The organism is Nostoc paludosum FACHB-159, from assembly GCF_014698835.1.
GTDB classification, from domain to species: Bacteria; Cyanobacteriota; Cyanobacteriia; order Cyanobacteriales; family Nostocaceae; genus Nostoc; species Nostoc paludosum.
Window position 1 is genome coordinate 14,619 of the sequence record NZ_JACJTU010000027.1, and the last position, 12,562, is coordinate 27,180.

Genomic DNA, 12,562 nt, shown 5'->3' on the forward strand with positions numbered 1-12,562 from the left:
GGTTAAGAATTATTTGATGTCAAAACTGAATGGTTCAGTTTTTCTTTTCTTGATGTCAGATGTCTGACCATCTTTAATGAAAGGTTCACAACGGACATCCAAGGTATAAGTCTACGACCTCTAGGGTTTCGGATTAAAACTTTTGTTACAAAACTTCATCTTAATATGAGAGACCAGAAAACCCGCTAGATTCAGCACCCCATCAACCTTGTACTGTTATTTTGCCTTTCAAATTATTTTTATACTATGATGATGCCTTTTGTTTTATTAAAAATTATTATGTTACCTTGTCTTTTTGTTAATTTAACTTAACAAAAACATTCATTTAAGTAATAATACGATTTCCAAATTAAATACCACTACCAATATTTTTTCAGCCCATAGCAATAGTCTTCGCCGACATACAGATTCGCCGAAGCTCGTTTTATTGGTTTTATGTTTACTTAGGCGAGTAGTAATTTTCTCTCTAAATCAAATAAAAAGCCATGAATATACTCCTCAGTCCATTCATCCCCATAGAACCGCTTGAACATTCCTCGTGCAGGGTCTTTTTCGGCTCGATATCGTAGGTATCGCAGTTGTGCTTGTTCGATATCTGCTAGGCTTTGGGAATCAGTTACGGGTTCTGCTTGCTCTACAAAATCGAGGTAAGCTTTGAGATAGTCTTTAAAGGCAGCAAATACTTGATTTTCCACCACGACAGTTTCCTGGGGACGAGTCCACACAAAAGCAGGAGAAAAGAAGGGTCGTGCTTCTTCTGGAAAATCGCCACCCCAGCTCAGGTGCTGTTGATGGGCATGGAAGATAGGTAGGATGGGTTGGGTATACTTTGCCTGATATGCTGGATCGTCTCGGAATAAGGGTTGCATATCCAAGGCGATGAGGTGTCCTCCTGGTAATGTCACCAAATCAGCCCCAAAGAAGGGTAAGTCATAGTTAAGGTGTGGAAAAATCACGAAATTTAGTACTTGGAGGGAATTACCGCCTTGTACGTGTGCTGCTCTAATTTGCCGTAGTTTTGTCGTTTGAAAGGCATAACTAGTGGTGAGAACCTCTTGTTGGTTCTTGCCTTTACCCACGGTAGCAACCTTAGATTCAAATCCTTCTGGAATAGGATATGGTTGCAAATCTAAACGCGATCGCATGTAGGCGATCGCATAATCGAGAAATGGCTGATAAAGTGTCATTTGATGTATAAATATAAATTTTGGGCATTGGGCATTGGGCATTGGGCATTGGAAGTGTGGCCAGATGGGGTGGTGGGGTGAATCTCTCTCCCCATCTCCCCATCTCCTCATCTCCCCAGTACCTAGTACCCACTCCCCAGTCCCCAGTCACCTTTCGTCATCTTCTGCTGATTGCTAAAGGCACAGCATCTTCAAATAAGAACTCGTGGAGAAAGCGTTCTGCCCATTCATGACCAAAGTAACTGCTAAATAGACCAGATGCTGGATCGCGGTCTGCACTATATTGGTCATAGTCTTTTTGAGCTTTGACAATCCGCTGGATATCTTCTGGATCTTCGAGCGGTTCAGCTTTTGCTAACATTTGCCAATACAAGTTTAAGTAATCCTGAAACGCTTCAAAAACTCGCGTTGCTACTGTTTGAGGATCTGTTTTGGCAAATAATAAGTACTTAGAAAAGTACTGATTAGCATCGTAAAATTTCATTTCTAAGTTTTGCGACAGATCCGGGTATTTTTCATGCAGAGATTTCAGCGGCAGTATGTATTTTTTCTGATAATCTTCATCTTGAAATAAAGGCTGAAAGTCAAGAACGATCAGGTTCTTAATTTTACCAAAGGATAAGAAATCAATCCCTAATAAAGGTAAATCGTAGTGATGGCTGGGATAAATCACGCTGTTAAAAATTTGGGCGCTCTCCCCGGCATCAATATAGGTATAGCGAATTTTTCGCAACTCTTGACATTGGTGACACCAACTACGTATGGTTGCTGGGTTTCTGCCGCGATCGCTAACTTTGAATTCCAAACCAGGGGGAATGTCCCTACTTTGTAAATCAAACCGTTCAAATAGCTCTTTTTCTAAAAATTCCAAGAAAGGCTTATACATACAGCATGACTCATTAACCCTTGCATGAAAATAAAGTATGTCGATCGTGCACGTCTCATTTCTTAGAAACAAAGCAACATTCCTTAATGGGGAATGGGGCATTGGGCATTGGGCATAGGAAGTTAGGAGTTAGGAGTTAAGAATTATTCTCCTTGTCCCTTCATCTCTCTATGCCCCATGCCCCATGCCCTATCCCCTAGCCTGATTTTGAGCGATCATTTGCTCTAGCACTTGTTGGGAAACACAACGACGCTCAGAACAATAAGTCATTAAGTTGATTCCGTTCATCATTCGCACGGTACTAACTCTGACACGAAAATCATCCGTCACAAACCAACAACGTTCTTGTCCTTGGTTGTTGTCATAATCAGTGTTAATGGTCAGCACTCCATCATGAGCAAATCGATATCGGCTGACAACCGGAATGCTCTCTACATAGCCTTGGTTGCGGATTAATTTCCCAGAAAGCCTCGTTTCATCGTCGGGAATGTCAACCAAAATAGCAGCATTGTCGGTATTGGGCGGCCTCGTGTCTAGGTTAGCCTGCCATGCAAAGCTAGCACCCCCGGTTGCTTTATCTGGCTCTATTCCTTGTGCTTTACAGACTTCTTGGACTTTGGGATCGTCTTTTTCTATGACTGTAATGATTAAATTCGACTCACCCGACTCATCTGCGGCTGAGTCAAAGTGATGAACTGAACGCTCTGTAAACCACGTGCCTTCACTTTTACGGAAGAAGTCAATCATTGACAAAGGTGGTATTATATGCATCTATGTGGAAGCCTCTTTTTTAAAACAATACTTTACGACAAAATCTTGTTTGTAATCCTACCCGCCAATATCTGATGCAGACAAGCAATGTGCAATAGGCATCAGAATTTTTGACGAATGATTTTAGGACTTTTGTACTACTTTTTTGTATTATTTGTATTAATTATTTTGTTCTTATCTAAAATTTACAGATGACAGGTTGCATTTTATCTTTTTTGGTTCCTTGAGTGAAAGAATTATTTCAATAGCTATTGTTAGTTTCATATCCTAATGACAAATAGTGAAATTCACCTGATTACCAGAGAACGTCCCAGTCTAACTCCAGAAATCTTAACAGCCCTCAAAGCAGGACTTCCTTTACAAAAAGTAGATTTGAGCGAATTCAATCTACAGGGAGTTGATTTAAAACAAGCTAACTTAAGTCAAGCTAAGCTACTACGAGCCGACCTCAGCGGTATGGTCTTGAGTGGTGTAAATCTCAGTGGAGCTGATTTGCGAGGTGCTAACCTGCAAGGGGCGGATTTGAGTGGAGCGAATTTGCAGGGAGCTTATTTAAACCGCGCTGACCTCCAACAAGCGAATCTCAGTGGCGCAAATTTGCAGGGAGCTAAACTGCAAGTAGCGCGTTATGATAGCCAGACAAAATGGCCTGAAGAATATAACTACAAAGGTTCGGGAGCAGTGGGGCCGAGCGCGAATCTTAATGGCGCCTATCTCAACACAGCTTTTTTACGCAATGCAGATTTACAAGGGGCTAATCTGCGGGGAGCTTACCTCAGCGGTGCTGACCTGACTGGAGCCAATTTACAAGGCGCGGCTTTAAGTGGCGCTGACTTGAGTAAAGCTTATTTGACAGGTGCTTGCTTACGGAATGCTCGATTAACTGGAGCGAATTTGCGGGGTACAGATTTACGAGCAGCTGACCTGACTAACGCAGAAATGGAGCATCTTGAGAGTATTGCTGGGGCAGATTTTAGTTTTGCCCAAGGATTGACACAAGCAACTAAAGTCATGCTTCACAGTCGTCCAGCATCAGAACTGGATGTTTGGAACGCCTACACCCGCAAAACAACTCGTGAAAGTTTAAGTGGGTGAGCAGGAGTTATGGCAGGCAATAGGCAAGAGGCAATAGGCTTGCGAAAGTCTTTTGGTGCTGGGGTTTGACGAGCAGTTTATTTCCTAAACCATGTTTCAACTGCTATATCTTCCCCACTCCGTAGAGACGCTATTAACCGCATCTCTACGTACTCTTCTAACTTAATATTGTGAGTTGTTTTATAAAGCTTGCCACTTCTGTTTGAGAAGGGCTAAAAATGTAGCGTATCCTTCGGAAAAACCGGGCGGATCGGGTAGAACATATTGTGGAAATTCTTTATACGATCGCCAAGGTTCAGAAGCATGATGCCGTAAATATAAGGCACATTCTGAGGAACCAGGTAATCGCCAAGTCATTTGACCAGTTGGTATATCAGTCACAAATCTCTCCCGAAGTCGAAGAAATTGATATTTTATTCTAGATTTTCGCAAACTGTCCGGATATTTTGCTCAAATTTCAGATAAAATAAAACATTACCTCTAAGTAGGTCGATGTTGAAAATTGTCTTTATAACAAGGCAGAAGGCAGGCGGCAGAAGGCAGGAGGAAAAAGCTTTTCGAGCAACTTTGCTTTTCGTTATATATTTTGGTTTTTTCGCACCATGTTATTTATCTAAACCTCGTCTAACTTGAGAACTGGAGTTTTCCAAAAGGAAACGGGGTTGTGAGAAGAGGGGAGGATTTGGGAATAAAACCTGATTCTGAAAATCAGGGTTTGAAAGTAGACGCGGTTTATGTTGAATTGGATTGCATCATTAAGTTTATTGACAATAAATCTTAAAGCAGTTTGTTTACCTATTGTGGCAACAAGTCTTCTAAAGCAGCTCCCACAACTCGGTGATCCTTATCTTGTCTGAGTTGGTTGAGGGCTGCTTTTGCTTCTGGTTGGTCAAATCGTTTGAGGGCGTAGGCAACCCGCACGCGCATCCGCCAAGATTCAGTATTTACCAAGCTGAGTATTTGAGACAATGCTGCAACATTGAGGGTGGAGTCAGCCAGTAAGCCTAGTGCATCAACAGAGGATTCCTGAACTGTAAAATCTTCGTCCTTTAAACCCTGAACGCAGATATCAAATAATTCTTCAGGACAACCCATTTCAGCGATCGCTGCGAGAATAGTACGACGGACTAACCAATGGTCATCCTGATAATACGTCAAAACTAAATGAGAAACTGCGACTCTGCCAAATAGTGATAAAGAATTTGCTGCCTCAGCTCGCACGTTAGGTGTATCGTCGAATTTCATAATTTGGATCAAGGCAGCAAAAGATTCTGCTGATTGTTGGCTACCCAAACCCCTGGCCACAAAGGAACGCACCAAGAATTCTGAGTCATGGAGTTTACTCGTTAGCAAAGGGACTGCAACTTCTGATTGATAATCTTTGAGTGCGGCGATCGCTTTCAAACGATACTGAAAATCTGGATTCTCCAATTCAGCTTTAATTTTATCGATTTCCATCGGTGCATTTATTAGGATTATTTTTTACTTTATTTTACAAATGCCAAAAAATAGCGATCGCATTTGGGAAAATTACTAGGGAATGGGGCATAGGGCATAGGGCATTGGGCATAGGGACTGGGGAGATGGGGAAAAAGAGAATTTATGCTTCCCTTTCCTCCCACCCCTCCCACACCTCCCACCCCTCCGTCTCCTCCCACACCTCCCACCCCTCCCACACTTCCTGCTTGCCCCATGCCCCATGCCCCATACCCAAAACCTATGACTCAACTAACCGAAACTGTTAAGCAATTAATAGCCAAAGCCAGAATCGTCAGCTTTGCACAGTGGGAACAGTCTCATCCTCAAGCAGCGATCGCCATATTCCAAGCTGCGGATGATAATCTTCGGTATCTGAGCGACGAAGATTTATTACAGATCCAAACTTTATCACCTAATTATTCTGCCTTAATTCCTGTTGCACAATTATTACGCGATCGGGCAGCCGAAATCGTAGATGAAGCAAGAGTTCAGGTTTTGCTGACTTATCCTGAAATTATCGAGCCTGGAGGAGGTCTTTATCCAGCTGAACGCGCTCAAGCTTGCTGGCGAGATTTTTGGCATTTTCTCCGTTGCATCACCTATGGCATCGCAGGTAGCCACGCTGAATATACTAGTCCCACAGGACTGCACTATATGAATTTGCTTTATCAAGAATTACAAGTTCCTTTGGATGCAATGGTTTTGGGCTTAAAAAGTATTAAAGCTGCTAGTTTGAAACGCTGCCAAGCCAATGACCAAGAAACTCTTACTCCTTATTTTGACCATTTAATTACCCAACTAGCTGCTTTCCAAATTTAGCGCTAAAAAGTTATGCCATTTTGGATATCAAAAAATTGGCGTTACTGATTTCATCTATGAAAATCCTTGTATAGGCTAGCAATTGCAACGTCTCTGCATCTGGATTCATACCACAATTCTGTCTTAGATACCGATAAAAATACTAAAAAAATCTTAAATTTTTCTGAGGTATCATTTAACTTAACAATTTTTAATAAATATGGTTTCAGCATCGTATCAGAATGTGTAAAGGCATAATGATGTAAAAAACTCAAAAAACTTGAATTATGGACGTTAAGAGCAATTTTTAAGACTCTAGCTCTCCCTCTTGTTTAAAGTCATGTAAAGTTTTTTAACATCTGCTGATATCTTTCTCATAAAATTTAGTTGTTAACTGGGAGATAGTTTGAATGGCTTTCGGACCAGCATCACGATTAGGGGTCGCTTTATTTGAAGACACCGATCCCATTGATCTGTGGCCAGGTCGCTCTAATGAGGAAATTGAAACCATAATTAGAGCTGTCTACAAGCAAGTTTTAGGCAATGCGTATGTGTTGGAGAGTGAGCGGCTAGCCGTTCCGGAATCCCAACTCAAACGGGGTGAAATTAGTGTTCGTGAGTTTGTGCGTCAAGTCGCTAAGTCCGAACTTTATCGATCGCGTTTTTTTGATAGCGTTCCCCGCTATCGGTCGATTGAATTAAATTTCAGACATCTTCTTGGTCGTGCGCCATTGGATCTAGAAGAAACCCGTTCGCATAGCACCATTTTGGATACAGAGGGTTTTGAAGCTGACATTGATTCTTATTTAGACAGCGACGAATACCAAGAGACTTTTGGCGAAAACACTGTACCCTACATTCGAGGCTACAAAACTGAAGCAATTCAGAGCTTGGTTCAGTTTAGCCACTTATTCCAGTTAGTACGTGGTTCGGCTAGCAGCAGTCTTAAGGGTGACTTAGCTGGTAAACAACCAAAATTGAACAGCTTAGTAATTCAAAACACCCCTACTCCCGTAGTTTCACCACTCAGCAAGGGTGCTACATTCCGCAATCCAACATCTACTCCTCGCACCCGTCAAGGTGTAGGAGCAAGTGATGACGGTAAGGTATACCGGATTGAAGTCACTGGCTACAAAGCAAATGTGGTAAATAGCATTTCCAAGTTTCGCCGCAGTAACCAAGTGTATTTCGTACCCTACAATCAACTGTCACAAGAGTATCAAAGGATTCACAAGCAGGGTGGTGTAATTGCTAGTATCACTCCTGTCAATTAGAGAATTTATTCACAAACTAAGCTTGGGAAAAGGTACATGGGAAGCATACTTATAGATTCCCCGAAGGTGGAGCTGTGGTCAACTAGCTCTATTGAAGAAGTAGAAGCAGTGATTCGAGCCGTCTATAAACAGGTTTTAGGTAACGCTCACTTGCTAGAAAGTCAGCGGCTGGTGACTGGAGAATCGCAACTGCGCGATCGCAAAATCAGCGTTCGTGACTTTGTGCGAATCGTCGCTAAATCCGAGATTTACCGTAGTCGGTTTTTTGAAACCACTGCTCCCTATCGGTTCATTGAACTCAACTTTAAACATCTACTAGGCCGCGCTCCCCTAGATCAGACAGAGATTTCTGAGCATATCACTCGTACCATTGAAAACGGTTATGATGCAGAGATCGATTCCTACATCGATAGCCCGGAGTATGAGGCTAACTTTGGCGACAACACTGTACCCTACTATCGGGGAAACACCAGCCAAGTAGGACAGAAGCAAGTCGGCTATAACCGAATTTTTGGTCTTGTGCGTGGTGCAGCTGAAAGCTCAAGTACCCTCAAGTCCTCTCAGTTGGTATACTCAGTAGCAACCAACAGCACTGCTAAAATCAAGTTATCCTCTGCGATCGGTAGTACTGAAAAGAGATTTAAGATCCTCGTTCAGGGTGGAAGCGGAAAATTCAATAATCCCCTCCGCAATGCTACAACCGAGTACATTGTTCCTGCTAGTAAGATGACACCGCAAATTCAGCGGATTAATCGCACTGGTGGCAAGATTGTTAGCATCACAGAGATTGTCTAAAAAATAGGGATTGGGCATTGGGCATTGGGCATTGGGCATTGGGCATAAGTTATTCTCATTGTTTTCTCAGTTCCTAGTACCGAGTACCCAATCCTTAATCCCAGGCTTGATAAAAAGTAAAATAAACTACCATATAGACTGATTGTAAGCTGTTTTTTCAAATCGCTTTTGTAATGAAAATTACTGAATTCTTTGAACTTTCAATTGGACGATGGCGATCGCAACGTAGCGGTCATCACTTAGCATTCGCCCATTTTGAAGAAGTCTTGTCTACCATTGACATTGAATCTCTATCTACCAACGATCCGGCAGTGCGAGAAGTATGTAAATTATATGACGTTGATACTAGCAGTATTACTCATCCCTTTCGCATGACTTGGGAAGGTGAATCAGACTGGGACGATAAACCAATCTCTGGTAGTACAGTGCTTGTACCAATTCCCGATATTGAAAACCCTTCTAGAGGCAAACTCTTGCGGGAAAAGGGATACGCCGAAACAATCCCAGCAGTAGGTAAATACCACCTGAGCGATGATGGTGTTTTTACCCTACTGACACAGTATGACCTCGCTGCGGCTGAAGAACGAATTTGGTTTGCTAACCCAAATCTGCGATTTCGCGTATCGATGATAAAAACCAGCGATGGCAAAGGTGTGACAACCGCTTCCTTTTCTTCAGAAATCCGGTCTTTGTCAAGTTCAACAAGTTAGCAATATTTGGCTAGGAGATTAAATTTTGATAACTGATGACTGATGAGTGTTAACCGTCAATAGTTAACAACCAGAAAGAGTATTTATCCTTTTTTAGCGCACACCAAATTACCTAACTTTGTCTTGTCACTCCTGAGGTTGAATATGACAATAGCACCCAGTGACTCCAACACTAAGTCTAGCGATTTGCTCACCTTAGCTTGTTGGATGGCAGGAGATTTTAGCAACCAAAAGCAATCTTTTGCAAATCCTCAACTTTACGCGCACATCCACATTTTTTTTCGTCCTTTACCATTTGAGTTTTTTTCTGGGGTCGGTTTTTATTCTGAACAAGCATATGACCACGATTTATGGACACCCTATCGCCAGGGAGTACATAAATTAGTAGATTTGGGCGATCGCATTTATATCGAAAATTACAGCTTGAAAGACCCTATACTTTATGCAGGTGCAGGTCGTGAATTAGATATCCTCAAAACCATCACCCCAGCAAGTATTCAACGGCGCTATAACTGCTCAATGGTTTTTGTTCGAGAAGGTGAAATGTTTCGCGGTAATGTAGAACCAGGAAATCAATGTTTAATTCCTCGCAATGGCCGCCAAACATATCTTGTTAGCGAAGTAGAAATAACTGAGCATACTTGGGTAAGTCTAGATAAAGGCATGGATATTGAAACCCACGAACAAATATGGGGTTCAACTGCTGGGCCTTTGCAGTTTGAAAAACGAGAAAGTTTTGCTGATGAATTAAATGCGGTAGGCGCATTATGTTAATTCAGCTCGAATCTGTTAAACCCAAAATGTTACCTCCACTAGCTGAAAAAAAAATGCGCTGCTGGATTCGCAGTCGCCACTTAATTTGTTCGGGTAACTTTTTTATCTTCGAGACATTAGAATATACGACGATTGAAAGGTTTTCTGAATGTGTAGCTTCTTTAGGAGGAACAGTAATATCTGTTGACCCCGTTAATAAAATTTGGATGGGCGATCATCGCCAAGTTATTCTATATCAAGCAAAAGCAAGTTTACACACACCTCATCACACATTGAAACAATACTGGATAAAATACGGTGGTTTCTACACTAGATTTGATGTTCGTGTTTGAGAGATGCTATTGCTAGCTTGCTTTGGGTTAGAGGTAGGCTCTAATTGAAGAAGAATACAGAATACAAAATGGGCTACGCCCCGGTGCGCTAACAGAATTCAATTTCTTTTTCTAGTGGCTGACGCCAATATTGCTGTTTTGTTAACAGTTCAAAAATCAGTCTTCAAAAAGGAAGTCAGCAGTAGGGAATAAGCAAGTAGGGGAGAACCCAGTCACCAAGCCCTTACTTTCCGCGCCTATCCCTACTTTCTGATTCTGGTTTCTGAATTTTAATTCCTCCCTCAGATGGTTGACGGTTAACTGTTAATCTATCATTGCCAATTTTTGATGCGATTAGTTGTTACCTATTAACTGTTGGCCATCTGGGTTTGTTAGAAAATGTAACTAAAAAATCTCCCAAAACTTGATAACTTATATCCTATTGTGAAGGGAATTAAAGTTGTTAGTGCTAAATTTGAGTAAATTATAGAACTTACGCACTGGAGCCTGAAACCTAGATCCCCCCTTAAAAATGGGGGAACTTCTAAAGCCCTCTTTTTAAGGGGGTTGGGGTATCTGATTGCGTAAGTCCTGAAATAAACACTAACAAATACTGGTGTCCCATTACTTTTAAAAATATTGTTTTTTCAAAGGTTGTTGAACAGTATGCCAACTCTTTCAGATGATGAAATTAGACAAAGCCAATATCAAGCATTTTCCCAAACAGAAATTATTGAACTGTGGCCTGGTGGTTCAGTTGATGACATCGAAATTGTGATTCGTGCAGTTTATCGGCAAGTTTTGGGCAATGCTTATGTTATGGAAAGCGAACGCCTCATTGCTCCAGAATCGCAACTCAAGCAAGGCATAATTAGTGTTCGTGACTTTGTGCGTCAAGTTGCCAAATCTGATTTGTATCGCTCTAGATTTTTTGATAACGTTTACCGCTACCGTGCTATTGAGTTGAACTTCAAGCATCTTTTAGGTCGCGCTCCTGATGACTACTCCGAGATGATATATCACAGCAACATTTTAGATGAACAAGGTTTTGAGAGTGATATTGATTCTTATCTCGATAGCGACGAGTATTTCAATTCCTTTGGGGAAAATATAGTACCATATTATCGAGGCTATAAAACCCAAACTGGCAAAAAGATATTGGAATTTACCAATATGCTGCAACTAGTAAGGAGTAAATCTAGCAGCGATAAGAACCTAGCATCAAATAATAAACCTCAGTTGGTGCGATCGCTAATTACTAACACTCCTTACGGTAAACTCAAACCCACAGATGTTGGTGCATTGTTAGCTGAATTGTTCAAACCAAAATCAGAATCTGTTGCTGAGGTTAATACATTTGTTGCATCTAATAAAACAGCCGAACAAAGCTTGCGGCAAAAAATTCAAGAGCAAGAAAGTCAGATTACAACTTTACAACAACAATTAGCAGAGTTACGCCCATTTGCCACCATTGGTACAACACAATTTACTAGTAGTTCAGAGCTTTCTACTTTTCAAAGCGTAGATGAATATTCATCTTTGCAACAGCAAGCCGACGCCCAAGCAAAACAAATTACCGCATTGCAAGAGCAAATTGCTGATGCTCGACGCTTGGCCGCAGTTGGAGAAGCTCGTTTAAATAAGTGGCGCAGTCGCGTTTTTAATGGCTAAATTACGCACATAATAGTTTGTAGTGAGGACTTTAGTCAGGAAATATTTCAGCACTAAAGTGCTGACTACAAACTTATTAAATTAATTTATTTGTGTGTTTGGGTGCATCAACTTTTCAAGTCTGCTTGTCTGCGAATGGCATTATTCATTGCGTTGATTTGTGAAGCGTGAAATGATGGCGGCATTGAGCTATGAATAATATGGTCAAGTCCATCATGCATGACATCTGTTGGTAGTGCAGAGTGATCGAGACCTAATGTGTGTCCAATTTCATGAGCGATGGTATTAGCAATTAAGTTAGACAATTGATTAATATTCAGACTGGCATTATAAGAAGCATAAAATACTTGGTCGATGCGAATAATAGCACGGTCTGTAACCATTCCTAATTTAAAACTAGCTACACCTAAATAACCAACTGGTTGGTTATCAGCAAATATATAGACGTGGGTAAAATTATGACCCCATTCCTTTGGTTCAGGCGCATCTGATGTCAAAAAGACATCAACACCTCTAAATGCACCGTAGACTTTGGAGAAAGCATCAAAGAGAATATTATTGATTGCTTCTCTGTTTTCTTGTTCGACGCACATCCCTGATGCATCGACCCAAATACAGCGCCGAAACTCGCTCTTTTTCTCTATGAGAATTGTGCCGCAGGAAGGGCAAAATTCCCACTGAGATTGGATAGGTAAACGACATCCTTGACAACGGAGTTTCGGAGGTCTAGTTAAATCTATACGTTCCCAAATTGGGACTTTGAGGTTACGATTAGGTCTGGTTAAATTCAGGCGATCGTAGAGGGACATTT

At 41.4% G+C, this 12,562-nt stretch carries 15 protein-coding genes; 8 read left to right on the plus strand and 7 right to left on the minus strand.

The features are described 5' to 3' along the window. Positions 1-443 precede the first annotated feature (443 nt). From H6H03_RS24520 to H6H03_RS24530, 3 genes are all read right to left on the minus strand, one after another. The gene (locus H6H03_RS24520; RefSeq protein ID WP_190957750.1) at positions 444-1,187 is read right to left on the minus strand and encodes a phycoerythrobilin:ferredoxin oxidoreductase; all 744 of its coding nucleotides are present in this window, start codon (positions 1,185-1,187) and stop codon (positions 444-446) included. Positions 1,188-1,344: 157 nt separating this feature from the next. Further along, a complete protein-coding gene (locus H6H03_RS24525; RefSeq protein ID WP_190957668.1) occupies positions 1,345-2,073 on the minus strand; it encodes a 15,16-dihydrobiliverdin:ferredoxin oxidoreductase in 729 nt (242 codons plus the stop codon). Between the two features lie 189 nt (positions 2,074-2,262). Beyond that, positions 2,263-2,844, minus strand: a complete 582-nt coding sequence (locus H6H03_RS24530; protein ID WP_190957669.1) for a phycobiliprotein lyase — start codon at positions 2,842-2,844, stop codon at positions 2,263-2,265. Between the two features lie 270 nt (positions 2,845-3,114). Between H6H03_RS24530 and H6H03_RS24535 the strand changes: the two genes are divergently transcribed. Continuing rightward, on the plus strand, positions 3,115-3,939 hold the full coding sequence (locus H6H03_RS24535; protein WP_190957670.1) for a pentapeptide repeat-containing protein: 825 nt from the start codon (positions 3,115-3,117) through the stop codon (positions 3,937-3,939). Between the two features lie 180 nt (positions 3,940-4,119). Here H6H03_RS24535 and H6H03_RS24540 read toward each other — a convergent pair whose 3' ends face one another. The 3 genes from H6H03_RS24540 to H6H03_RS24550 form a co-directional block, all read right to left on the minus strand. Next, entirely contained in the window at positions 4,120-4,320 is a 201-nt protein-coding gene (locus tag H6H03_RS24540; protein ID WP_190957760.1) for a hypothetical protein, read from the minus strand. A gap of 414 nt (positions 4,321-4,734) precedes the next feature. Continuing rightward, on the minus strand, positions 4,735-5,397 hold the full coding sequence (locus H6H03_RS24545) for a HEAT repeat domain-containing protein (protein ID WP_190957671.1): 663 nt from the start codon (positions 5,395-5,397) through the stop codon (positions 4,735-4,737). A 29-nt stretch (positions 5,398-5,426) separates the two neighbouring features. Further along, the gene (locus H6H03_RS24550; protein ID WP_190957672.1) at positions 5,427-5,633 is read right to left on the minus strand and encodes a hypothetical protein; all 207 of its coding nucleotides are present in this window, start codon (positions 5,631-5,633) and stop codon (positions 5,427-5,429) included. Positions 5,634-5,658: 25 nt separating this feature from the next. Between H6H03_RS24550 and H6H03_RS24555 the strand changes: the two genes are divergently transcribed. The 7 genes from H6H03_RS24555 (at position 5,659) to H6H03_RS24585 (ending at position 11,751) form a co-directional block, all read left to right on the plus strand. Then, positions 5,659-6,237, plus strand: coding sequence for a phycobilisome protein (locus tag H6H03_RS24555; protein ID WP_190957673.1), 579 nt, complete (start codon positions 5,659-5,661; stop codon positions 6,235-6,237). 389 nt (positions 6,238-6,626) lie between these two features. Then, on the plus strand, positions 6,627-7,490 hold the full coding sequence (locus tag H6H03_RS24560) for a phycobilisome linker polypeptide (RefSeq protein WP_190957674.1): 864 nt from the start codon (positions 6,627-6,629) through the stop codon (positions 7,488-7,490). A 36-nt stretch (positions 7,491-7,526) separates the two neighbouring features. Next, entirely contained in the window at positions 7,527-8,285 is a 759-nt protein-coding gene (locus H6H03_RS24565; RefSeq protein ID WP_190957675.1) for a phycobilisome rod-core linker polypeptide, read from the plus strand. A gap of 173 nt (positions 8,286-8,458) precedes the next feature. After that, positions 8,459-8,995: a phycobiliprotein lyase gene (locus H6H03_RS24570; protein WP_190957676.1), complete on the plus strand. Its 537-nt coding sequence runs from the start codon at positions 8,459-8,461 to the stop codon at positions 8,993-8,995. Positions 8,996-9,139: 144 nt separating this feature from the next. Next, the gene (locus H6H03_RS24575) at positions 9,140-9,769 is read left to right on the plus strand and encodes a chromophore lyase CpcT/CpeT (protein WP_190957677.1); all 630 of its coding nucleotides are present in this window, start codon (positions 9,140-9,142) and stop codon (positions 9,767-9,769) included. Further along, positions 9,763-10,101, plus strand: a complete 339-nt coding sequence (locus tag H6H03_RS24580; RefSeq protein WP_190957678.1) for a CpeR family transcriptional regulator — start codon at positions 9,763-9,765, stop codon at positions 10,099-10,101. Before H6H03_RS24575 ends, H6H03_RS24580 begins: the two co-directional genes overlap by 7 nt. Positions 10,102-10,746: 645 nt before the next feature. After that, positions 10,747-11,751 carry a phycobilisome rod-core linker polypeptide gene (locus tag H6H03_RS24585; RefSeq protein ID WP_190957679.1) on the plus strand — a complete coding sequence of 335 codons (1,005 nt, stop codon included), beginning with the start codon at positions 10,747-10,749 and terminating at the stop codon, positions 11,749-11,751. Positions 11,752-11,858: 107 nt separating this feature from the next. On the opposite strand, the gene H6H03_RS24590 is transcribed toward H6H03_RS24585, so the two are convergent. Continuing rightward, on the minus strand, positions 11,859-12,560 hold the full coding sequence (locus H6H03_RS24590) for a zinc-dependent metalloprotease family protein (RefSeq protein WP_190957680.1): 702 nt from the start codon (positions 12,558-12,560) through the stop codon (positions 11,859-11,861). Positions 12,561-12,562 lie beyond the last annotated feature (2 nt).